At 69.9% G+C, this 22,144-nt stretch carries 17 protein-coding genes and 2 tRNA genes; 15 read left to right on the top strand and 4 right to left on the bottom strand.

Features of this window, described 5'->3' with window-relative positions; translation table 11 throughout:
• Positions 1-11: 11 nt before the first annotated feature.
• Positions 12-149, bottom strand: coding sequence for a 50S ribosomal protein L34 (gene rpmH / locus ACK1X7_RS26120; protein WP_009716483.1), 138 nt, complete (start codon positions 147-149; stop codon positions 12-14).
• 436 nt (positions 150-585) lie between these two features.
• Between rpmH and dnaA the strand changes: the two genes are divergently transcribed.
• From dnaA to ACK1X7_RS26065, 11 genes are all read left to right on the top strand, one after another.
• Positions 586-2,433, top strand: coding sequence for a chromosomal replication initiator protein DnaA (dnaA, locus tag ACK1X7_RS26115; RefSeq protein ID WP_385138147.1), 1,848 nt, complete (start codon positions 586-588; stop codon positions 2,431-2,433).
• Between the two features lie 828 nt (positions 2,434-3,261).
• Complete coding sequence (gene dnaN, locus ACK1X7_RS26110) at positions 3,262-4,392, top strand: DNA polymerase III subunit beta (RefSeq protein WP_059143747.1); 1,131 nt, start codon at positions 3,262-3,264, stop codon at positions 4,390-4,392.
• A 104-nt stretch (positions 4,393-4,496) separates the two neighbouring features.
• Positions 4,497-5,378 (top strand): phosphogluconate dehydrogenase (NAD(+)-dependent, decarboxylating), encoded by an 882-nt coding sequence (gene gnd, locus ACK1X7_RS26105; RefSeq protein WP_361504226.1) that lies wholly within the window; start codon positions 4,497-4,499, stop codon positions 5,376-5,378.
• Between the two features lie 55 nt (positions 5,379-5,433).
• On the top strand, positions 5,434-6,576 hold the full coding sequence (gene recF, locus ACK1X7_RS26100; RefSeq protein WP_385138145.1) for a DNA replication/repair protein RecF: 1,143 nt from the start codon (positions 5,434-5,436) through the stop codon (positions 6,574-6,576).
• The gene (locus ACK1X7_RS26095) at positions 6,573-7,127 is read left to right on the top strand and encodes a DUF721 domain-containing protein (protein WP_385138143.1); all 555 of its coding nucleotides are present in this window, start codon (positions 6,573-6,575) and stop codon (positions 7,125-7,127) included. Before recF ends, ACK1X7_RS26095 begins: the two co-directional genes overlap by 4 nt.
• A gap of 310 nt (positions 7,128-7,437) precedes the next feature.
• Positions 7,438-9,468, top strand: a complete 2,031-nt coding sequence (gene gyrB / locus ACK1X7_RS26090) for a DNA topoisomerase (ATP-hydrolyzing) subunit B (RefSeq protein ID WP_385138141.1) — start codon at positions 7,438-7,440, stop codon at positions 9,466-9,468.
• A 42-nt stretch (positions 9,469-9,510) separates the two neighbouring features.
• Entirely contained in the window at positions 9,511-12,135 is a 2,625-nt protein-coding gene (gene gyrA / locus ACK1X7_RS26085; RefSeq protein ID WP_390794042.1) for a DNA gyrase subunit A, read from the top strand.
• A 3-nt stretch (positions 12,136-12,138) separates the two neighbouring features.
• On the top strand, positions 12,139-12,918 hold the full coding sequence (locus tag ACK1X7_RS26080) for a DUF3566 domain-containing protein (RefSeq protein ID WP_385138137.1): 780 nt from the start codon (positions 12,139-12,141) through the stop codon (positions 12,916-12,918).
• A gap of 61 nt (positions 12,919-12,979) precedes the next feature.
• Positions 12,980-13,053: transfer RNA gene (locus ACK1X7_RS26075), tRNA-Ile, on the top strand.
• A 192-nt stretch (positions 13,054-13,245) separates the two neighbouring features.
• The gene (locus ACK1X7_RS26070; protein WP_003958712.1) at positions 13,246-13,380 is read left to right on the top strand and encodes a DLW-39 family protein; all 135 of its coding nucleotides are present in this window, start codon (positions 13,246-13,248) and stop codon (positions 13,378-13,380) included.
• A gap of 212 nt (positions 13,381-13,592) precedes the next feature.
• Positions 13,593-14,948, top strand: a complete 1,356-nt coding sequence (locus ACK1X7_RS26065; protein ID WP_385138135.1) for a hypothetical protein — start codon at positions 13,593-13,595, stop codon at positions 14,946-14,948.
• A 267-nt stretch (positions 14,949-15,215) separates the two neighbouring features.
• Here the strand turns inward: ACK1X7_RS26065 and ACK1X7_RS26060 are convergent, their stop codons facing one another.
• Together ACK1X7_RS26060 and ACK1X7_RS26055 are read right to left on the bottom strand one after the other, a co-directional pair.
• Positions 15,216-16,961: a serine/threonine-protein kinase gene (locus ACK1X7_RS26060; protein ID WP_413115708.1), complete on the bottom strand. Its 1,746-nt coding sequence runs from the start codon at positions 16,959-16,961 to the stop codon at positions 15,216-15,218.
• 45 nt (positions 16,962-17,006) lie between these two features.
• Complete coding sequence (locus tag ACK1X7_RS26055) at positions 17,007-17,555, bottom strand: helix-turn-helix domain-containing protein (protein ID WP_216346412.1); 549 nt, start codon at positions 17,553-17,555, stop codon at positions 17,007-17,009.
• 118 nt (positions 17,556-17,673) lie between these two features.
• Here ACK1X7_RS26055 and ACK1X7_RS26050 point away from each other — a divergent pair.
• Positions 17,674-17,746, top strand: a tRNA-Ala gene (locus ACK1X7_RS26050).
• Between the two features lie 187 nt (positions 17,747-17,933).
• Positions 17,934-19,085: a response regulator gene (locus ACK1X7_RS26045; protein ID WP_385138131.1), complete on the top strand. Its 1,152-nt coding sequence runs from the start codon at positions 17,934-17,936 to the stop codon at positions 19,083-19,085.
• A gap of 220 nt (positions 19,086-19,305) precedes the next feature.
• On the opposite strand, the gene ACK1X7_RS26040 is transcribed toward ACK1X7_RS26045, so the two are convergent.
• Positions 19,306-20,022: a DUF5324 family protein gene (locus tag ACK1X7_RS26040; RefSeq protein WP_385138129.1), complete on the bottom strand. Its 717-nt coding sequence runs from the start codon at positions 20,020-20,022 to the stop codon at positions 19,306-19,308.
• A 296-nt stretch (positions 20,023-20,318) separates the two neighbouring features.
• Here ACK1X7_RS26040 and ACK1X7_RS26035 point away from each other — a divergent pair, with 296 nt between their 5' ends.
• A complete protein-coding gene (locus tag ACK1X7_RS26035; RefSeq protein WP_059143818.1) occupies positions 20,319-20,852 on the top strand; it encodes a peptidylprolyl isomerase in 534 nt (177 codons plus the stop codon).
• A gap of 111 nt (positions 20,853-20,963) precedes the next feature.
• Positions 20,964-21,848, top strand: a complete 885-nt coding sequence (locus ACK1X7_RS26030) for a rhomboid family intramembrane serine protease (protein ID WP_385138127.1) — start codon at positions 20,964-20,966, stop codon at positions 21,846-21,848.
• Positions 21,849-22,144: the final 296 nt, after the last annotated feature.

Here is a 22,144-nt window from a genome sequence, read left to right as displayed (position 1 = left end):
GATCAGGCTGCTCAGGCCGACAGGCGTCCGCGACCCTTGCTACGGCGGGACGCGAGGATCGCGCGGCCGGCACGGGTGCGCATCCGCAGCCGGAAGCCGTGGGTCTTCGCGCGGCGACGGTTGTTCGGCTGGAAAGTGCGCTTGCTCACTCGGGGGCTCCAGAAATGAATCGGATGGTGGCGGTCTATCGCCTGGCTGTCACCGTGCGCCCACGAGTAGCTCGCAATACGCCCGAGTGCACCGCTTCACGATCACAGGTCATCTCGCCCGTGATCCTTGCCCATCGGAGGCAGGCGGCAGCAGCCATCGACAACTCGACCTGGTTACGGTACGCGCGGTTACGCCATCCGGTCAAACCGGTGGCGACACCAAGACAGCGCGGTTGCCCTCCCAGCCTAGGGGCAAGGGAACGCCCGGCGACATCGCATGGCACATTTGTACACACCCTGTGGACAACGACTTGAACCGCGTACCCCGGCCTGACTACCGTGGCTGGGCTCCGATTCCTTCACGCCCGTCCCGAGAACCACGCATTCGTGGGACCTGTCGGCGTCCCCCACCCAGCGAGCTGAGAGAGCGTGCCCTGTGGCTGACGTACCTGCCGATCTTGCCGCAGTGTGGCCACGCGTGCTCGAGCGGCTGCTGGGAGAGGGCTCGGGACAGGGCGGACAAGGCGTCGAGGCCAAGGACGAGCACTGGATCAAGCGGTGCCAGCCCCTCGCGCTGGTCGCCGACACCGCGCTGCTCGCCGTCCCCAATGAATTCGCCAAGGGCGTACTGGAGGGCCGGCTGGCCCCCGTCGTCAGCGAAACGCTGAGCCGGGAGTGCGGCCGCCCGATCCGCATCGCGATCACCGTCGACGAGTCCGCCGGCGAACCGGTCGTCCCCCCGCAGGTCCAGCGCGAGCAGCGCGAGTCCTATGAGAACCGCGAGCAGCGCGAGTCCTACGACAGCTACGACGGCCGGGACGGCTATGGCCGCCAGGCGCCGGACGATCTGCCGTCGGCCCGCCCCGCCTACCCCGGCTATCAGCAGTCGCGCCCCGAACCGGGCGCCTGGCCGCGGCCCCGTGACGACTACGGCTGGCAGCAGCCCCGGCTCGGCGGTTTCCCCGAAGGCGATCCTTACGCCTCCCAGCACGCACCGTCCGGCTATGACCAGCAGCCGTATGACCAGCAGCGGCGCGGCGACTACCGCGGTCCCGGCGCCGAGCGCCCCGGGCCGGGCGGTCCCGGCGGCGGTCCGGGCCCCGGCCCCGAGCGCCCGCCGTACGAGCAGCGCCACGACCTGCCCGACCCGCTCGAGCGCGCCCGCGGCGGACCGCCCGTCCTGCCCTCGCAGACCGGCGCCCCCGGCCCGCTCGCCGCTCAGCCCGCGCCCGCGTCCGGCCCCGGTGAGCCGACCGCGCGGCTGAACCCCAAGTACCTCTTCGACACCTTCGTCATCGGCGCGTCCAACCGCTTCGCGCACGCCGCGGCGGTCGCCGTGGCCGAGGCGCCGGCCAAGGCGTACAACCCGTTGTTCATCTACGGGGAGTCCGGGCTGGGCAAGACCCACCTGCTGCACGCCATCGGTCACTACGCGCGCAGCCTGTATCCCGGCACCCGGGTGCGCTATGTGAGCTCGGAGGAGTTCACCAACGAGTTCATCAACTCCATCCGCGACGGCAAGGCGGACGCGTTCCGCAAGCGCTACCGCGACATGGACATCCTGCTGGTCGACGACATCCAGTTCCTGGCGAGCAAGGAGTCGACGCAGGAGGAGTTCTTCCACACCTTCAATACGCTCCACAACGCCAACAAGCAGATCGTGCTCTCCTCCGACCGGCCGCCCAAGCAGTTGGTCACCCTGGAGGACCGGCTCCGCAACCGCTTCGAGTGGGGCCTGATCACCGATGTGCAGCCGCCGGAGCTGGAGACGCGTATCGCGATCCTCCGTAAGAAGGCGGTCCAGGAGCAGCTCAACGCGCCGCCGGAGGTGCTGGAGTTCATCGCCTCGCGGATCTCCCGCAACATCCGTGAGCTGGAGGGCGCGCTCATCCGCGTCACCGCCTTCGCGAGCCTGAACCGGCAGCCGGTGGATCTCGGCCTCACCGAGATCGTGCTGAAGGATCTGATCCCCGGCGGCGAGGACGCGGCCCCGGAGATCACCGCCACCGCGATCATGGCCGCGACCGCCGACTACTTCGGGCATACGGTCGATGATCTGTGCGGCGCCTCCCGCAGCCGGGTGCTGGTCACCGCGCGGCAGATCGCGATGTATCTCTGCCGGGAGCTGACCGATCTGTCGCTGCCCAAGATCGGCGCGCAGTTCGGCGGCCGCGACCATACGACGGTCATGCACGCCGACCGCAAGATCAGGGCGCTGATGGCCGAGCGGCGCTCCATCTACAACCAGGTGACCGAGCTGACCAACCGCATCAAGAACGGCTGAGAGGGGCCCACAGGGCCACCGCGAACCGCTGAAGGGCGCTCCGGGAGGGACAACTCCCGGGGCGCCCTTCGTCGTTCATCCCTACGAGCTGTTCGATTCCCGGCCCGGCCGGCCCGGTTCTCCACAGATACGCGGCCCATCCACCGTCCACACCCTGGGGACGTGGAAGTTGTCCCGATCGCGTCCACAGGGTGCCCGGTGGGGAGGGCATCCGCCGAGGTCAGGTGGTTGTGGAATTGTGGCTATCGGGAGTCCACAGACTGTGGACGACCGAGATACCCACAGGCCGTGCGTCAGCTTGTCCACCGGCAACCCACAGCCGAAGGCCCGTTGCCCACAGCTTCTCCACACCGCTGTCCACTGTTCGGCAACGAAATGGCCACGGTCACCGGCGCGAGTGAAAGGCGTCACACCAAGGAGGCGGGTTGGGCTGTGGGGAAGGTGGGTAAAACTGGGGACGGCGCTGGGGAGAACCGGGCGATGTCTGTGCATCGCATGTGCAGAACTCTTCGGCATCCACAGACAACCCTGGTTGTCCACCGCCGTCGCCCACAGGCCCGGTGGACAAAAAACCGCCGCTGACCAGGGAAAAGTCAGTTTTCCACGGTTTCCACAGGCCCTACTACTACGACCACAGAGTTATAGCGAGGAAACCGCTTCGAAGCGGGGCCTGTGCACAACCTCGGGCCGAGCAGCCCGACACCCCGCGCACCGACTTGACCCCGAGCCGCACCGACTGTCGGCGGCGTGCGTCAGACTGGTCTCCGGCTACTCAGCCGACGACGAAGGCCAGCAGGGCGAGCCAGCAACAGCAGGAGGCGGCTTACGGTGAAGATCCGGGTGGAGCGCGATGTACTCGCGGAGGCGGTGGCCTGGACGGCCCGCAGCCTCCCGGCCCGACCGCCGGTGCCCGTCCTCGCGGGCATCCTCATGAAGGCGGAGGAAGGCGCACTCAGCCTCTCCGGCTTCGACTACGAGGTCTCGGCCCGCGTCTCCGTGGAGGCCGACATCGAGGACGACGGCACGGTCCTCGTCTCCGGCCGGCTCCTCGCCGACATCTGCCGTGCCCTCCCCAACCGCCCTGTGGAGATCTCCAGCGACGGGGTGCGGGTGACCGTCGTCTGCGGCTCCTCGCGATTCACACTCCACACCCTGCCTGTGGAGGAATACCCGGCGCTGCCGCAGATGCCGACCGCGACCGGCACCGTCCCCGGTGAGGTCTTCGCCGCCGCCGCTGCCCAGGTCGCCATCGCCGCCGGCCGTGACGACACCCTGCCGGTGCTCACGGGTGTGCGGATCGAGATCGAGGGCGACACCGTCACGCTGGCCTCCACCGACCGCTACCGCTTCGCGGTCCGCGAGTTCCTGTGGAAGCCCGAGACCCCCGACATCTCCGCCGTCGCGCTGGTGCCCGCCAAGACGCTCCTCGACACCGCCAAGTCGCTGACCAGCGGTGACACCGTCGCGCTCGCGCTCTCCGGCTCGGGTGCTGGCGAGGGCCTGATCGGCTTCGAGGGCGCCGGGCGCCGTACGACCACCCGGCTGCTCGAGGGCGATCTGCCGAAGTACCGCACGCTCTTCCCCACCGAGTTCAACTCGGTCGCGGTGATCGAGACGCCCCCGTTCGTCGAGGCCGTCAAGCGTGTGGCCCTGGTCGCCGAGCGGAACACCCCGGTGCGGCTCACCTTCGAGCAGGGCGTGTTGATCCTGGAGGCGGGATCCAGCGACGATGCACAGGCTGTGGAGAGGGTGGACGCGCAGCTCGACGGCGACGACATCTCGATCGCCTTCAACCCGACGTTCCTGCTGGACGGCCTCAGCGCGATCGACTCGCCGGTCGCCCAGTTGTCCTTCACCACCTCGACCAAGCCCGCGCTGCTCAGTGGCAAGCCCGCCATGGACGCCGAGGCGGACGAGGCGTACAAGTACCTGATCATGCCGGTGCGGCTCAGCGGCTGAGAGCGAGCGAATGAGCAGGTGTAGCCCACATCTGTGCGGCTACCCGCGGGCGTAGGCTCGGACTCACCGCGAAACGCAACGCACTACGGCATGAAGGATCACTGATGGAGCTCGGTCTCATCGGCCTCGGCAAGATGGGCGGCAATATGCGCGAGCGCATTCGCCGCGCAGGCCACACCGTCATCGGCTACGACCGGAACCCGGACGTCGCCGATGTCCACAGCATCGATGAGCTCGTCAGCAAGCTCAAGGGCCCGCGCGTGGTGTGGGTCATGGTCCCGGCGGGCGTCCCGACCCAGATCACCATCGACGAGCTGGCCGAGCTGCTGTCGCCCGGCGACATCGTGGTGGACGGCGGGAACTCCCGCTGGACCGACGACGAGAAGCATGCCGAGCAGCTCAACGCCAAGGGCATCGGCTTCGTCGACTGCGGTGTCTCCGGCGGCGTCTGGGGCCTGGAGAACGGCTACGCGCTGATGTACGGCGGCGCCGCCGAGCATGTGGCCAAGGTCCAGCCGGTCTTCGACGCGCTCAAGCCCGAGGGCGAGGGCGGCGCCGTGCACGCGGGCAAGGTCGGTGCGGGCCACTTCGCCAAGATGGTCCACAACGGCATCGAGTACGCGATGATGCAGGCGTACGCCGAGGGCTGGGAGCTGCTGGAGAAGGTGGACTCGGTCACCGACGTCCGCGAGGTCTTCCGCTCCTGGCAGGAGGGCACGGTCATCCGCTCCTGGCTGCTGGACCTGGCCGTGCGCGCCCTGGACGAGGACGAGCACCTGGCGAAGCTGCGCGGCTACGCGGAGGACTCCGGTGAGGGCCGCTGGACCGTGGAGGCGGCGATCGACAACGCCGTGCCGCTGCCCGCGATCACCGCGTCGCTCTTCGCCCGGTTCGCCTCCCGTCAGGAGGACTCGCCGCAGATCAAGATGATCGCCGCGCTGCGCAATCAGTTCGGCGGTCACGCGGTCGAGAGCAGCGACAAGTAACCACCCCACGGGGTGGCGCAAGCAGTTCAGCCGGGGGAGGTCGGCGCAGCCCACTATGCACGTCACGCATCTCTCGCTCGCCGACTTCCGCTCGTACACCCGGGCCGAGGTGGCGCTCGACCCGGGCGTCACGGCCTTCGTCGGGCCCAACGGCCAGGGCAAGACCAATCTCGTCGAGGCCGTCGGCTATCTCGCCACCCTCGGCAGCCACCGGGTCTCCTCGGACGCCCCGCTGGTGCGCATGGGCGCGGAGCGGGCGGTGGTCCGGGCCTCGGTCGTCCAGGGCGACCGGCAGCAGTTGATCGAGCTCGAGCTCAACCCGGGCAAGGCCAATCGCGCCCGTATCAATCGGTCCTCGCAGGTCAGACCGCGTGATGTGCTGGGGATCCTGCGGTCCGTGCTGTTCGCGCCCGAGGATCTGGCCCTGGTCAAGGGCGATCCGGGCGAGCGCCGGCGCTTTCTCGACGAGCTGATCACCGCGCGGGCGCCCCGGATGGCCGGGGTCCGCTCCGACTACGACCGGGTGCTCAAGCAGCGCAACACCCTGCTGAAGACCGCGGCCCTGGCCCGGCGGCACGGTTCGCGCAGCGGTGGCGGCGACGCGGCCCTGTCCACGCTCGACGTCTGGGACCAGCATCTGGCCCGGGCCGGTGCCGAGTTGCTCGCCCAGCGGCTCGATCTGATCGCCGTGCTCCAGCCGCTCGCCGACAAGGCGTACGAGCAGCTCGCCCCGGGCGGCGGCCCCGTGCTGCTGGAGTACCGCGGCTCGGCCGGTGAGGGGCTGACCGAGGCGGGCAGCCGCGAGGAGCTGTGCGAGCTGCTGATGGCCGCCCTCACCGAGGCCCGTAAGCAGGAGATCGAGCGCGGGGTCACTCTGGTGGGCCCGCACCGCGACGACCTGGTCCTCAAGCTGGGCCGGCTCCCGGCGAAGGGCTACGCCAGCCATGGCGAGTCCTGGTCGTACGCCCTCGCCCTGCGGCTGGCCTCCTACGATCTGCTGCGCACCGAGGCGGGCGAGCCGGTGCTGGTGCTCGACGACGTCTTCGCGGAGCTGGACGAGCGGCGCCGGGAGCGGCTGGCCGAGCTGGTCGCCCCCGGGGAGCAGGTGCTGGTGACCGCGGCGGTGGAGGATGACGTTCCGCAGGTGCTGTCCGGCACGCGCTATGCGGTGTCCGAGGGCGAGGTGCGGCGCGTATGACCGACGGAATGGCCGACGGAACGGACCGGTCGGCGGGGCCCTCGCCGGTGCCCGAGCCCTCGGGGGTCGATCTCGCGCGGGTGGCGCTGCGCGCCGCCAAGGAGCAGGCGCGCGCCCGGGGAGCGGCGGCCCAGCAGAAGAAGCAGGCGCGCAGAGGAGGCTTGCGCTCCGGCGCGCGCGCCGATGGCCGCGATCCGCTTCCGCTCGGTGCGGCGATCAACCGGCTGATCACCGAGCGCGGCTGGGAGGCCCCGGCCGCGGTCGGCGGGGTGATGGGCCGCTGGCCCCAGATGGTGGGGCCCGAGGTGGCGCAGCACTGCGAGCCCCAGCGGTACGACGAGGACGCCCGGGTGCTCACGGTGCGCTGTGATTCCACGGCGTGGGCGACCCAGTTGCGATTGCTCGCCCCGCAGCTCGTGGCCCGGCTGAACGCGGATCTGGGTCATGGCACCGTCAAGATGATCAAGGTTCTGGGCCCCGGCGGCCCGGCCCGCCGCTACGGTCCGCTGCGCTCTCCCGGCTCCACCGGTCCGGGCGATACCTACGGCTGACCGGGGGCTTGTGCGCCCCCGTGTTAACCGGGGGTAACAGGGTGACTGCTGAGACTCCGGTCACGGTTGCCGGTGGTTGACAGCTCGAAGCGCTGAGTGGCGGCGTGAGCCTCTTGGAGCCCGTCCCCGCATATGGGGAGTCGCTGGCAGCCGGTTCAGGGCGGCACATGCGGACTCAGGCGGCAGCAAGCCCCCATTCTTGTCGGCGCTACCGGTAGACTGGGGCCGTACACCGTCGCCGCCGGCGCACCGAGCGCTTGCGGACACATGTTGAACGACGCAGCCGCTCCTGCCTGCCCGGAGACGGCTTGTGCTGTGCCAGAAAGGGCGCTTCGTGGCCGATTCCGGCAACCCCATCGAAAACATCCCGTCCACGCCCGACAGCGAGGCCCTGGCTTCGCCGTCGTACGACGCCAGTGCGATCACCGTCCTGGAGGGGCTGGAGGCGGTCCGCAAGCGACCCGGTATGTACATCGGTTCCACCGGTGAGCGCGGCCTGCACCATCTCGTCCAAGAGGTCGTCGACAACTCCGTCGACGAGGCCATGGCCGGTCACGCGGACAGCATCGAGGTCACGATCCTCGCCGACGGCGGCGTCCGCGTCGTGGACAACGGCCGCGGGATCCCGGTGGGCATCGTCCCCTCGGAGGGGAAGCCGGCCGTGGAGGTCGTGCTGACCGTGCTGCACGCGGGCGGCAAGTTCGGCGGCGGCGGATACGCCGTCTCCGGCGGTCTGCACGGCGTCGGCGTCTCCGTCGTCAACGCCCTGTCCTCGAAGGTGTCGGTCGAGGTCAAGACGGACGGATACCGCTGGACCCAGGACTACAAGACGGGAGCGCCGACCGCGCCCCTGGCCCGGAACGAGGCCACGGAGGAGACCGGCACCACGGTCACCTTCTGGGCGGACCCGGACGTCTTCGAGACCACCGAGTACTCCTTCGAGACGCTGGCCCGGCGCTTCCAGGAGATGGCGTTCCTCAACAAGGGCCTGTCGATCTCGCTCAAGGACGAGCGCGAGGCCCATGTGGACGAGGAGGGCAAGCCGCTCTCCGTGAAGTACCACTACGAGGGCGGCATCGTCGACTTCGTCACCTACCTCAACTCCCGCAAGGGCGAGCTGGTCCACCCCACGGTGATCGGGTTCGAGGCCGAGGACAAGGAGCGGATGCTCTCCCTCGAGATCGCGATGCAGTGGAACACCCAGTACACCGAGGGTGTCTACAGCTTCGCGAACACCATCCACACCCATGAGGGCGGCACCCACGAAGAGGGCTTCCGCGCCGCGCTGACGTACCTGATCAACAAGTACGCGCGCGACAAGAAGCTGCTCCGGGAGCGCGACGACAACCTCACCGGCGAGGACATCCGCGAGGGCCTGACCGCGATCATCTCGGTCAAGCTGGGCGAGCCGCAGTTCGAGGGCCAGACCAAGACCAAGCTGGGCAACACGGAGGCCAAGACCTTCGTCCAGAAGATCGTCAATGAGCATCTCGCCGACTGGCTGGACCGCTACCCCAATGAGGCGGCGGACATCGTCCGCAAGGGGATCCAGGCGGCGACGGCCCGGGTCGCGGCCCGTAAGGCGCGGGATCTGACCCGCCGCAAGGGGCTGCTGGAGACCGCGTCGCTGCCGGGCAAGCTGAGCGACTGCCAGTCCAATGACCCGTCGAAGTGCGAGATCTTCATCGTCGAGGGTGACTCCGCCGGCGGCTCGGCCAAGTCCGGCCGTAACCCGCAGTATCAGGCGATCCTCCCGATCCGCGGCAAGATCCTCAACGTCGAGAAGGCCCGGGTCGACAAGATCCTCCAGAACAACGAGGTCCAGGCGCTGATCTCCGCCTTCGGCACCGGGGTGCACGAGGACTTCGACATCGCCAAGCTCCGCTATCACAAGATCATTCTGATGGCGGACGCCGATGTCGACGGCCAGCACATCAACACCCTGCTGCTGACCTTCCTCTTCCGCTTCATGCGCCCGCTGGTCGAGGCGGGGCATGTGTTCCTCTCGCGTCCGCCGCTCTACAAGATCAAGTGGGGCCGGGACGACTTCGAGTACGCGTACTCGGACCGGGAGCGGGACGCGCTGATCCAGGTCGGCCGGGAACAGGGCAAGCGCATCAGGGACGACTCGGTCCAGCGCTTCAAGGGTCTGGGCGAGATGAACGCCGAAGAGCTGCGGGTCACCACGATGGACCCCGACCACCGCGTCCTGGGCCAGGTCACCCTGGACGACGCGGCGCAGGCCGATGACCTGTTCTCGGTTCTGATGGGTGAGGACGTCGAGGCACGGCGCTCGTTCATCCAGCGCAACGCCAAGGATGTCCGCTTCCTCGACATCTGAGTCGGCCCCCAGCCGCAGACGACAGAAGGACTTTGACCAGCAATGGCCGACGAGAACACCCCGAACACGCCCGATGATCTGACCCCCGACGAGCTCGCCGAAGGCGCCGCGCTCCGCGTCGAGCCGGTCGGCCTCGAGACGGAGATGCAGCGCTCGTACCTCGATTACGCGATGAGCGTGATCGTCAGCCGTGCGCTGCCCGACGTCCGGGACGGCCTCAAGCCGGTGCACCGCCGGGTGCTGTACGCGATGTACGACGGCGGGTACCGCCCCGAGAAGGGCTTCTACAAGTGCGCCCGCGTCGTCGGCGACGTCATGGGCACCTACCATCCGCACGGCGACTCGTCGATCTACGACGCCCTGGTGCGGCTGGCTCAGTCGTGGTCCATGCGGATGCCGCTGGTCGACTCCAACGGCAACTTCGGCTCCCCGGGCAACGACCCCGCGGCGGCCATGCGGTACACCGAGTGCAAGATGGACCCGCTGGCCATGGAGATGCTCCGGGACATCGACGAGGAGACCGTCGATTTCCAGGACAACTACGACGGCCGTAACCAGGAGCCGACGGTCCTCCCGGCCCGCATCCCGAACCTGCTGGTCAACGGCTCGGCGGGGATCGCGGTCGGCATGGCCACCAATATCCCGCCGCACAATCTGCGCGAGGTCGCCGAGGGCGCCCAGTGGTTCCTGGCCAATCCGCAGGCCACCCAGGAGGAGCTGCTCGAGGCCCTGATCGACCGGATCAAGGGCCCGGACTTCCCGACCGGCGCGCTGGTCGTCGGCCGTAAGGGCATCGAGGAGGCGTACCGCACCGGGCGCGGCTCGATCACGATGCGCGCGGTCGTGGAGGTCGAGGAGATCCAGGGCCGGCAGTGCCTGGTGGTCACCGAGCTGCCGTACCAGGTGAACCCGGACAACCTCGCGCAGAAGATCGCCGACCTGGTGAAGGACGGCAAGGTCGGCGGCATCGCCGACGTCCGCGACGAGACCTCCTCGCGCACCGGCCAGCGCCTGGTCATCGTGCTCAAGCGGGACGCGGTCGCCAAGGTCGTCCTCAACAACCTCTACAAGCACACCGATCTCCAGACCAACTTCGGCGCCAATATGCTGGCGCTGGTCGACGGTGTGCCGCGCACCCTCTCGCTGGACGCGTTCATCCGCAACTGGGTGACCCACCAGATCGAGGTCATCGTCCGCCGGACCCGCTTCCGGCTGCGCAAGGCCGAGGAGCGGGCGCATATCCTGCGCGGTCTGCTCAAGGCCCTGGACGCGATCGACGAGGTCATCGCGCTGATCCGGCGCAGCGACACGGTGGACACCGCGCGCGGCGGCCTGATGGGCCTGCTGGAGATCGACGAGATCCAGGCGAACGCGATCCTGGAGATGCAGCTTCGGCGGCTGGCCGCCCTGGAGCGACAGAAGATCATCCAGGAGCATGACGAGCTACAGGCCAAGATCGACGAGTACAACGCGATCCTGGCCTCGCCCGAGCGGCAGCGGCAGATCATCAGCGAGGAGCTGACCGCGATCGTCGAGAAGTTCGGCGACGACCGGCGCACCAAGCTGGTGCCCTTCGACGGTGACATGTCCATCGAGGACCTGATCGCCGAGGAGGACATCGTCGTCACGATCACGCGTGGCGGCTATGTGAAGCGCACCAAGACCGAGGACTACCGCTCGCAGAAGCGCGGCGGCAAGGGCGTGCGCGGGACGAAGCTGAAGCAGGACGACATCGTCTCCCACTTCTTCGTCTCGACCACCCACCACTGGCTGCTGTTCTTCACCAACAAGGGCCGGGTCTACCGGGCGAAGGCATACGAGCTGCCGGACGCCGGGCGGGAGGCGCGCGGTCAGCATGTCGCGAATCTGCTGGCGTTCCAGCCCGATGAGAAGATCGCGCGGATCCTGGCCATCCGGGACTACGAGGCGGTGCCGTATCTGGTGCTCGCCACCAAGTCCGGCCTGGTGAAGAAGACCCCGCTGAAGGACTACGACTCGCCCCGCTCGGGCGGCGTGATCGCGATCAACCTCCGGGAGATGGAGGACGGCCGCGAGGACGAGCTGATCGGTGCCGAGCTGGTGTCCTCCGCGGACGATCTGCTGCTGATCAGCAGGAAGGCCCAGTCGATCCGGTTCACGGCGACGGATGAGTCGCTGCGGCCGATGGGGCGCGCGACCTCCGGTGTGAAGGGCATGAGTTTCCGCGAGGACGACGAACTCCTCTCGATGAATGTCGTCCGGCCCGGTACGTTCGTGTTCACCGCCACCGACGGCGGGTACGCGAAGCGGACCAATGTCGACGAGTACCGCGTCCAGGGGCGCGGCGGCCTCGGGATCAAGGCAGCGAAGATCGTCGAGGACCGTGGTTCCCTGGTCGGGGCGCTGGTGGTCGAGGAGACCGATGAGATCCTCGCCATCACGCTCAGCGGTGGCGTGATCCGTACCCGGGTCAATGAGGTCAGGGAGACGGGCCGTGACACCATGGGCGTCCAACTGATCAACCTGGGCAAGCGCGATGCCGTCGTCGGCATCGCCCGGAACGCCGAGGCCGGTCGTGAGGCCGAAGAGGTCGAGGAAGTTTCCGCGACCGGGAGCGCACCGGCCGAGGAGGCCGCGTCCGAGGCGGTCGAGGGCACACCGCCCCCGGCCGATGAGACCGAGGAGTAAGTCGTGAGTGGAGCCACGGGTGCCGCGGGCGGCGGTGCGGACGCCGGACGGCGTCCGGGATCGGGAGCCCCGACTTCGGCGGGCGGCACCACCGCTGGGGAAGGCGCCCGTGGCCCGGCCGGGGACTCCGCCCCGGCGTCGGTGACGGAGACCCGGAAGCTGCGGCCGCAGCGCGATCCGCATCCCAAGCCCCAGTACTCCAGCCCGCTCCCCAACGAGCGTCCCGCCCCCGCCCAGCCCGCGCAGCCGTACCACCCGCCGCAGGCATACGCCCCGCCGCCCGGCGGCGGGGCCGGGCAGGGCGGCTCCGCGGTGCCCGGGCAGAGCGGCCAGGCCGCCCAGTCGGGGCAGCAGCAGGCCGCCACGGCCGTCCGCCGCCCCCGTACGGCCGCGGGGGCCCGTCCGGCGCCGCGGACCCGTAAGGCGCGGCTGCGGGTCGCCAGGGTCGATCCGTGGTCGGTCATGAAGGTCAGCTTCCTGCTCGCGATCGCGCTGGGGATCTGCACCGTGATCGCGGTGGCGGTGCTGTGGATGGTCATGGACGCCATGGGCGTCTTCGGCGCGGTCGGCGGCACCATCAGCGATGCGACGGAGTCGCAGGAGGGCAGCGGGTTCGACCTGGAGTCCTTCCTGTCGCTTCCGCGTGTCCTCGGGTTCACCGGGATCATCGCAGTGATCAACGTGGTGTTGGCCACCGCGTTGGCCACGCTCGGGGCCTTCATCTACAACTTGTCGGCGGGCTTCGTGGGTGGCGTCGAGCTGACCTTGGCCGAGGACGAGTAGCGGCCCGCCGTTACCGATTTTGGGACGGGGCAGGTCGTGCGCTAATCTTTCGGTGCAGCGCGGGGCTATAGCTCAGACGGTTAGAGCGCTTCCCTGATAAGGAAGAGGCCACAGGTTCAAGTCCTGTTAGCCCCACCGTCGCGATCAGCCTGGATGGAGATCTTCTTCATCCAGGCTGATGTCGTATGGGGGGCCGGGAGTTGATCCCCGGTTCCTGCCCGGTTTCACACCGGCCAATGCCGGTCATAGGTCACCGATCGGTATCGGTCGGTGTGTATCATCGGGCGCCAGAGGTCCCCTACGTCAAGAAAGAGACGAGGTAGCGCGGTGAAGAAGCTGCTCCTGGTCGCACTGGCCGCCATCGGCGGGCTCCTCGTGTACCGCCAGATCCAGGCGGATCGCGCCGAGCAGGATCTGTGGACGGAGGCGACCGACTCCGTGCCCGCAGGTTCGGGTGTGTGAGCTCCCAGCTCCTAAGACAGTCCCAGTACGGGGCCCCGACCGCTGGAGCGGTCGGGGCCCCGTCGGCTTTACTGGCGCCGTGCGGAGAAGGGGCAGGGGCGCCGGGGGATGGGATGACGGGGGGGCCTTCGTGTTTCACTCTCGCAAACGAATGGCTTGCACAGGCAAAGTTGAACGGGCCGACCGGCCGGTACGACGAGGAGTGACGCGCGATGAAGGACCGCCGCAAGGTCAGGGCCGGTCTCGCCGCGGTGGCGGCACTGTGCGCGGTGGCCGCGGCGCCGGGGACGTCCCTCGCCGACGGGGCCGCCGGGGCCCGGGCGTACGACACCCGCGGCACCCGGATATCCGGCGCCGACACTGACTCGGGCGCCCCGTCCCTGGCGGCCGGCCGCACCTATGTCGACAGCCTCGGGCCGGGCGAGAGGCGGTACTACGGCGTGACGCTCGACACGAAGTCGGCCGCCTATGTCTCGGCCGTCGCGGCGCCCAGACCGGGGGCGGACGTGACCTCGTACCGCGATGGCGTGAAGGTGACGCTGGAGAGCCCTGACGGGGGCATCTGCGGCACCGCCGCCCCGAAGATCGAGACGACCGGCGTCGCCTATCCCCTCGCCGACTACGCCTCCCGCCAGATCGACTCCGGCCCGGCCTCCTGCCATCAGGCCGGGCGCTATGTGGTGACGGTGGAGCGCCAGGACGGGTCACCGGACCCGGAGCGCTGGCCTGTGGAGCTCCGGGCGATGGTGGAGCCACCGGTGAAGGGCGGGGCCACGGGAGCGGCTCCGGAGGGGAGTTGGAGCACCCCGTCACCCAAGCCGCCGGACGGCACTCCCTGGCCGAAGCACGGCGGACGCGGCTTCACCGACGCGCCCACCCTGGGGAGCGGGGTGTGGAAGGACGAGATCACGCCGGGGGAGACGCGCTTCTACCGGGTGCCCGTCGACTGGGGGCAGCGCCTCACCGCCGCCGCCGAACTGTCCGCCGACGGCAAGGACCAGAGCACCCGTCCGCTCGGCCGCGCCCTGGCGATGCACGCGTACAACCCGGCGCGCGGGCTCGCCAAGCGGGGCATCCCCGCCGCGCAGGACGGCGAATCGCCCCGCACCCAGGTGTCCACCGCGCCGGTGGCCTACGGAAACCGGTATGCCAACACCGGCTCCACGGTCCGCGCGATGAGCTTCAGCGGCGGGTACTTCCTGGCGGTCACCCTCAACCCGCCGCAGGTGGCGCCGCATCTGAACGGCCCGGTGCCGGTCGTGCTGCGGGTACGGGTCATGGGCGACGCGCGCGGCGGGCCCAGCTACGACAAGGACCCGGTCGAGGCGGGGTTCGGCCTCACGGCGGCCGACCGGAAGGTCGCCAAGCGCCATCCGGACGCCGCGGACGACGACCGGATGGCGAGTCCCGGCTCCGGCGCGGGCGACTCGAAGACGACCGCGCTGCGGGTGGTGGGGTACGCGGGGATCGGTGCGGGGACGGCCCTGGTGCTGGGGCTCGGCGTGTGGACGCTCACCGCCCGGCGCCGGGCGGCGGCGCAGCGGTACGGGGCGCCGCCTGGGTGGTAGTTGGGGGCGGCGTTGCTTTTGCCGGGGGCGCGTCAGGGGGGCGCGTCAGGGGGCGCCGTGAGGGTGTGTGACGTCGGCGGGGGCGCGGTCGTGGCGCATGGGCGACGTCGGCGGGGGCGCGGTCGTGGCGCATGGGCGACGTCGGCGGGGGCGCCGTCGTGGCGCATGGGCGACGTCGGCTTGCGGCTCTGCCCGTGCTCAACTCGCGGCCCGCTCGTGCTCGGCTCGCGGCTCTGTCCCCTGCTCAGTTCGCGGGCCCGGGCGTGCTCAGCCCGCGGCCACCAGCGCCCATGCGCCGACGGCGAAACACACCGCCGCGACGATCAGGATCGAGAGCGCCGCTTTCCGGGACGGTCCGGGGCGCCGCCGCGTCGTCGACGGAACCCGCGGCCGCTCGGCGGTGTATGGACGAGTAGAAGGGAAATCACGCGGGAGCGGCGTTGGTGTCGGGGTCGGAGTCGGCGTGGGTGTCGGCGTTGGCGTCGGTGTCGGCGAGGGAGCCGCGGTCGGAGCGGAAGCGGGGGTGGGCGTATGCGGGTGCGCGTGGTGCACCGGCTGTACGGGGTGTGGTGGCTGCTGTGCGTGGTGCGGATGGTGCACGGGCGGCTGTGCCGGTGGCAGCGGGGCCGCCGTCGAGGGGGTCGGCGGGGTCAGTGGGTGGGGCATCGACTGGGGCGTCGACGGCCGCTGGACCGGCGGGGGCGGAGTCGCGGGCCGGGCGGTCGGCGGCGGGGGCGTCGGTGTCGGAGGTCCCGCGGGCTGGGGCGGTGGGGTCTGGCTCAGGGGCGTCTGGGCGTGCGGGGGTTCGGCGTGCGGGACGCCGGAGGACGGAGACCCGGGAGCCCCGGGAGACCCGGGAGCCCCGGTGTGCGGGGCCTGGCCGGGCGGGGGCTCGGCGTGCGGCGTCCCTGGCCGGCCGGTCCGGGGGAGCGGCGGCGGGAGGGTGAAGCTGCCGGTGTCGGACATGGACGGCTGTGGGGTGGTCGGCTGCGGAGGGTACGTCTCGGCGGCGGGGCCCGCGGGGCCCGAGTCGGCGGCGGGGGCGGCGTCGGCGGTGGGCTGGGGCCGGGAGGGCGCCGCGCCGTTCGCGCCGTTCTCTCGGGTCGGGTCCGTCTTCGCGTGGCGGCGGCGCGGCCGGGTCGGTCCGTTGTGGTCGAACCCGGCGGGCAGCGGCCCGAGATGGTCGAAGACCTCGATGGCGTCGTCGTCCAGGTCGGCCTCGGGCAGCAGGTCGACGGCCGTCGCCAGTGCCTTCCGCGCTCCCGTGGCGGTGCGGAAGCGGTCCTCGGGGTCCGGCTGAAGCAGACCCGCGATCACCTGCCACAGCGGTTCCGGCACCCCCGTGGGCGCGTTCGGCACTCCCTGCTCGAAGAGCTTGACGAGCGCCTCCGCGTCGGGCTTGTGCCCGTTGAGCAGATAGAGCGTCACCAGCCCCACGGCGAAGAGGTCCGCCGGGAAGTCCGGGTCGTCGCCCATCATCTGCTCGGGCGCGAAGTAACCGGGCGTGCCCATCACGTAGTTGGCCTCGGTGAGGCGCGGTTCGCCCTTGGTCAGCGCGATGCCGAAGTCGGACAGCCGGACATGCGGCCGCCCGGTCCCGGTGGATTCCAGCAGGATGTTCGCGGGTTTGATGTCCCGGTGCACCACGCCCTCGGCGTGCACCGCGGCCAGGCCGGAGAGCAGTTGGTCGAGCAGGGTGCACACATAGCGGGGCGGCAGCGGGCCGTAGTCCCCGATGAGATGGGCGAACGAGCCGCCGCCCACCAGATCCATGGTGAACAGCACCTTGTCGTCGTCGGCCGCCCAGCTCGCCGGTGCCAGCACATGGGGGTGATCGATCCGCAGGGCCTGTTCCCGGACGAAGCGCAGCAGCGTATGGGCATCACGTTGCTGGAGCACCTTCGCTGCCACGTACCGTCTGCGGCGGTGGTCCCAGACGCGCCATACGGCGCCCACGCCCCCACGCCCGATCGGGTCCACCAGTTCGTACCGGCCCGCGAAGATCTCACCCATCGCGCCGTGCCCGCCCCGTCATCGACTCGTCAGCAGTTCAGCCCGTCAGCTCTGGTGCGCCTCGTAGTGGGCGACCGCATCGGCGGTCCGCCCGGCGCCGTACACACGGAGAAACTCTGCCAGCTCGGGGTGGGTCGGGGCGAGGGAGTCGGCGGCATCGATGATGTCCCCCGCGGCCGCCACGGACCGCAGCAGCGACTGGATCTCGCGCACCACTCGCCGAACGGTCGGCGCGCCCGAGCTCGTCGCCGTGGACTGGGTGGAGTTGAGGACCGAGCCGCCCGCGGACTTCTTGATCTCCTCCATGCGCTCGGCGGCCTCGGCGGCGCTGACCCTCCCGTCCGCCGCCTGGCTGGACAGCTCCTGAAGAGCCTGCACCCGCTGGACCACGGCAGGGTTGCCGATCTTGGCGCGCTGGCCGCTCATGAGCTGGGAGAGCATGGGCGCGGACAGCCCGAGGACGGCGGCGAGACGGGCTTGGTTCAGACCGAGATCATCGATGAGACGGCGAAAGAGCGCCCCCAGCGGTTCCCCGTACCAACTGCGCTGAAGCTCCCGTGCGCGCGCGGTGGCATCCTGCTGTGTTGCGTCCATCTCGCTCTCCCCTTCGCTTCGCTGCCGCGAATCTTGCGTGGCATCCTACGGAGAGCGCTACGCACGAGCGATACCCGGTCGGGAATGGTGGCCGGTAGCAGGTATCCTGATCGGCGACGGGGCCTTAGCTCAGTTGGTAGAGCGCCGTCTTTGCATGGCGGATGTCAGGAGTTCGACTCTCCTAGGCTCCACCTTCGTCACCAGCCAGGACATCGTGATCGGTGTCCTGGCTGGTTTGTTTCGCCCCCGATATCGGTGTTGCCACTCCTGTCATTGCCCGGCGCAACACCCGAGGGATGCTCCAGGGTGTTTTCCACAACTCGGGCAGATCGCCCGGGAGTCGTCTGATCGGCGCGGGCCGCCGTACAGGGGGACACGATGGGTGAGCTGCATCCGCTGGGCGAGAACCTGCCCGAGGAGTGCCGGGCATTCGCTGTGGAGCTGAGGAAGCTGTTCCTGGGGCTGGGGATCTCGGTGCGCAGATACGCCGTGCGCAGACACCGGGATCCGAGCACCATCTCGCGGTTTCTGAGCGGCACCCGCATCCCGCCGTGGGAGTTCGTCTTCGATCTGTTCACCGATCTCGCGGCGCGGCGGGGCGTCGCCCCCACCCCCGCCGCCATCGAGCTGGTGCGGGAGCTGCACCGGGCCGCGGTCCGCACCAGCCGCTCCCCCGGGCACGCCATGGAGATCCTTCAGATCCAGTTGGCCGACGCGGACCGGGACGCGCGGGTTTCCATGGCGCACCAGGACGTGCTGGGCGAGGCGCTGCTGGACCGCAAGCACCGCATCGCCGATCTCGAGGTGCGGCTTAACCAGGCCGAGGCTGCATGGGCCACCGAGCGCGCCCGGGCGGACGCGCTGGAGCGGGAGATCCCGGACCGGAAGGAGCTGATCAAGGAGCGGGATCTGCTCCGCCAGGAGGTGGGGCGGCTCACCGAGGAGCTGGAAGACGTACGGCTGCGGGGCCGGCTGGCGGAGGACCGCTGCCTGGTCCTGGAGCGGCAACTGGCCATGGTGGAGTCCCAGCCCCCGGCCGCGGTGCCGCAGCCGGAGGACGAGCCCGCGGCCCCGCAGGGACCGGCGGCGCCCAGGCGGGGCACCGGGCCGCGGCCGAAGATCCTCGTGGTGGACGACCAGCAGAACAATCTGCTGGCCATGGAGGCCGTGCTGGCCACGCTCGACCAGGAGCTGGTGACCGCGACCTCCGGGCAGGAGGCCCTCAAGGCGCTGCTCGACCATGACGACTTCGCGGTGATCCTGCTGGATGTGCAGATGCCCGAGATGGACGGCTATGAGACGGCGGCCCACATCAAGCGGCGTTCCCGTAACCGCGACATCCCGATCATCTTCCTCACCGCGATGGGCGCAGACCCCGAGAACGCCTCGCGGGGCTATGCGGCCGGTGCGGTGGACTACATGGCCAAGCCGTTCGACCCCTGGGCGCTGCGGGCCAAGGTCTCGGTCTTCACCGAGATCTTCCTGGAGCGCCGCCAGCGCCGTTCCCAGGGGGAGGAACCGACGGGCTGATGCCGGAGCCCGCTGATGCCGGAGCCGCACGGGCCGGACGGGGCCGGACGGGGCCGGACCGGCGGCCGGGCCGGGACGGGGCCGGAGACGGGGCGAGGGGCGGGAGATCGGGTGATCTCCCGCCCCTCGCGGAGGGCCGCGCCGGACGCCGTGTGCGGCGACGTTCAACGCTCGTCGTTCGGCGCTTGTCGTTCGGCGCTTGTCGTTCAGCGCTCGTCGTTCAGCGCTCGTCGTCCCTGCGGGCCTCGGCCTGCTTGGCCTGCACCTCGGGGTCGAGGGCGCTCTGGTCGCTGCCGTCCACCGCCGAAAGCCGCTCACGGTCGCCCACCTCGGTCGCCGCCGGGGGCTCGACCAGCCAGTCGGGGTTGGCCTGCTTGTCCCACCACTTCCACGCGGCGAAGACGCCCGCGCCGACCAGTCCGATGAAGGCCGCACGCTTGGCGACACGGGCGGCCCGGGCCCGGCGGCGGTGCTTCCTGGCCAGCTTCTCGATCTCCGCGGCCGTCACATGGGTGCGCAGCGCCGCGATGGCCGCGGCCGTACGGACGGCGGCCTCCTCGCGCGCCGGTCCGGCGGCGGCGCGCACCCCGGCCATCGCCTGCTCCATCCGCGGACCGGTGTAGTCGGCGGCGTGGCGGGCTGCCTTACGGGTGCGCTTGGCGGCCCGGGTGGCGGCCTGGTCCACCTTCGGCGGCAGGGTGCCGCGGGCCTGGTTGAGCCTGGGCTCGATATGGGCGTGGTACTGGGCACCGGCCGTGCACCGGGCCTGGTGCGCCGCGGTCGACACCTTCGGTGCCAGCCGTACGCGGGCCTCGTGCGCGTAGCGCGATGCGGTGTCCTTGGCCGTGCCGGCGTAGGGCGCCACCGCCTCCGCGGCGTGCAGGACGCTGCCCTTGGCTGTGCCGGTCGCGGCTCGCACGCTGTCAATGCGGGTCACGGGATCCTCCTCCTCGGTGGCGTGGTCAAGCTCCCGGGTTCAGAGTCGTGCGTTTTCGGCGCGCGCTCTATTTGCCCAGTTTCGTGTTTCCATCCCAAGAAAGATCATGCCTGTTTGTGGAGATCATGCCCGTTCGCAGCGCAGCGAGCATGCGTGACCGGGCATCTGGGTCATAGGGAGGATTCTCGTTGAAACCACGCGGATCGGCGCGCCCGGAGCCGCCTCCGCGGCTACTCGTCGGCCTTGCGTCCGTGCGAGGATCAGGAGACGGAAGTGAAAACGATGGAAGGTTGATCGTGGCCGAGCAGCTTTACGCCACCCTGAAGACGAACAATGGCGACATCGTGGTCCGGCTGCTGCCGAACCACGCCCCCAAGACGGTCAAGAACTTTGTCGAACTGGCCGAAGGCACTCGCGAGTGGACCCACCCGGCCACTGGCAAGAAGGCCAAGGAGAAGCTCTACGACGGCACCGTTTTCCACCGGGTGATCAGTGGCTTCATGATCCAGGGCGGGGACCCGCTGGGCAACGGGACCGGCGGTCCCGGCTATGAGTTCGGTGACGAGTTCCACCCGGACCTGGCCTTCAACAAGCCGTACCTGCTGGCCATGGCCAACGCCGGCCCGGGCACCAACGGCTCGCAGTTCTTCGTCACGGTCTCCCCGACCGCGTGGCTGACCGGTAAGCACACCATCTTCGGCGAGGTCGCCGACGAGGCCAGCAAGAAGGTCGTCGACGCGATCGCGGGCACCGCGACCAACCCGCGCACCGACCGTCCGCTCCAGGACGTCGTCATCGAGTCGGTCGTCGTGGAGACCCGCGAGGGCTGAGCCCGTACGGGGAACTTTCATGCCCCGCTTGTCCGTGTGAACAAGTGTCCGTGTGAACAAGCGGGGCGGGGGAACGCCCGATCAGAAGTGGACAAGGGGCGAGGGGACATCATGGAGGACCAGGCGGTCTGTTGCTATCGGCACCCCCAGCGGGAGACCGGCATTAGCTGCACCCGCTGTGAGCGCCCGATCTGCCCCGAGTGCATGATCAGTGCCTCTGTGGGGTTCCACTGCCCTGAGTGCGTGAGCGGGCGGATGTCCGCCGGGGCCGGAGCCTCGGCCGCCGGTCCCCCGCCGCGTGCCGTCCAGCCGCGCACCATGGCCGGCGGCACGATCACCTCGGACCCCCGGCTGATCACCAAGATCCTGGTCGCCATCAACATCGCGGTGTGGCTCGCGGCGCTGTCCGTGGGCGACCGGCTGGTGAACGATCTCGATCTGGTCGGGCGGGCCTATGACCCCGGCGCGGCGCAGATCGTCGGAGTCGCCGAGGGCCAGTGGTGGCGGCTGGTCACCTCGATCTTCCTCCACCAGCAGCTCATCCACATCGCCTTCAACATGCTCTCGCTGTGGTGGATCGGCGGGCCGCTGGAGGCCGCGCTCGGCCGCGCCCGGTTCATCGTGCTCTACATGCTGTCGGGGCTGGGCGGCAGTGCGCTGTCGTATCTCCTCGCCGCGCAGAACCAGCCGTCGCTGGGCGCCTCCGGCGCGATCTTCGGTCTGCTCGGCGCCACCGCCGTGCTGATGCGCCGGCTGAACTACGACATGCGGCCGGTCATCGCGCTGCTGGCGCTGAATCTGCTCTTCACCTTCACCTGGTCCGGAATCGCCTGGCAGGCCCATGTCGGGGGCCTGGTCGCGGGCACGGTGGTGGCGTACGGGATGGTGCACGCGCCCCGTGAGAAGCGGGCGCTGGTGCAGCGCGGGACCTGCGCCCTGGTGCTGCTCGCGATCATCGCGATGGTGTGGATCCGGACGCTCCAGCTCACTGGCTGAGCGGGGCGGTCGGCCGGCACTCGGCGGGCCGCCGCGGACGTCCTCCCGTAGGGCCGTGGACGGTTGCCGGCGATCTCCGGCGCGTTGGGCCGAGCCGGGCTCGGTCAGTTGTCCACAGCAAGTGGTGGATCATACGCAACCTGTGGAGAACCTGCGTACGACCCCCGACTGACCTGCGTTTTCGCAGGAAGGCGGGGGTGTGAACGATCGAACGGACGCCCGTCGCCGGTCACACCGGCGTCAACACGGCAGAGGTTATCCACAGATCTTCTGAGTTTTCCCCGGCTGTGGATAAC

Source organism: Streptomyces sp. CY-1 (assembly GCF_047218265.1).
In the GTDB taxonomy this organism is placed as follows: Bacteria; Actinomycetota; Actinomycetes; order Streptomycetales; family Streptomycetaceae; genus Streptomyces; species Streptomyces niphimycinicus.
This window is presented reverse-complemented; position numbering and strand designations above follow the sequence as displayed.

Coding starts and splice junctions, on each gene's coding strand:
- ACK1X7_RS26045 (WP_385138131.1), top strand. CDS start 17,934: ATGGGTGAGCTGCATCCGCTGGGCGAGAACCTGCCCGAGGAGTGCCGG.
- ACK1X7_RS26055 (WP_216346412.1), bottom strand. CDS start 17,555: ATGGACGCAACACAGCAGGATGCCACCGCGCGCGCACGGGAGCTTCAG.
- ACK1X7_RS26030 (WP_385138127.1), top strand. CDS start 20,964: ATGGAGGACCAGGCGGTCTGTTGCTATCGGCACCCCCAGCGGGAGACC.
- ACK1X7_RS26065 (WP_385138135.1), top strand. CDS start 13,593: ATGAAGGACCGCCGCAAGGTCAGGGCCGGTCTCGCCGCGGTGGCGGCA.
- ACK1X7_RS26060 (WP_413115708.1), bottom strand. CDS start 16,961: ATGGGTGAGATCTTCGCGGGCCGGTACGAACTGGTGGACCCGATCGGG.
- recF (WP_385138145.1), top strand. CDS start 5,434: ATGCACGTCACGCATCTCTCGCTCGCCGACTTCCGCTCGTACACCCGG.
- ACK1X7_RS26095 (WP_385138143.1), top strand. CDS start 6,573: ATGACCGACGGAATGGCCGACGGAACGGACCGGTCGGCGGGGCCCTCG.
- gnd (WP_361504226.1), top strand. CDS start 4,497: ATGGAGCTCGGTCTCATCGGCCTCGGCAAGATGGGCGGCAATATGCGC.
- gyrA (WP_390794042.1), top strand. CDS start 9,511: ATGGCCGACGAGAACACCCCGAACACGCCCGATGATCTGACCCCCGAC.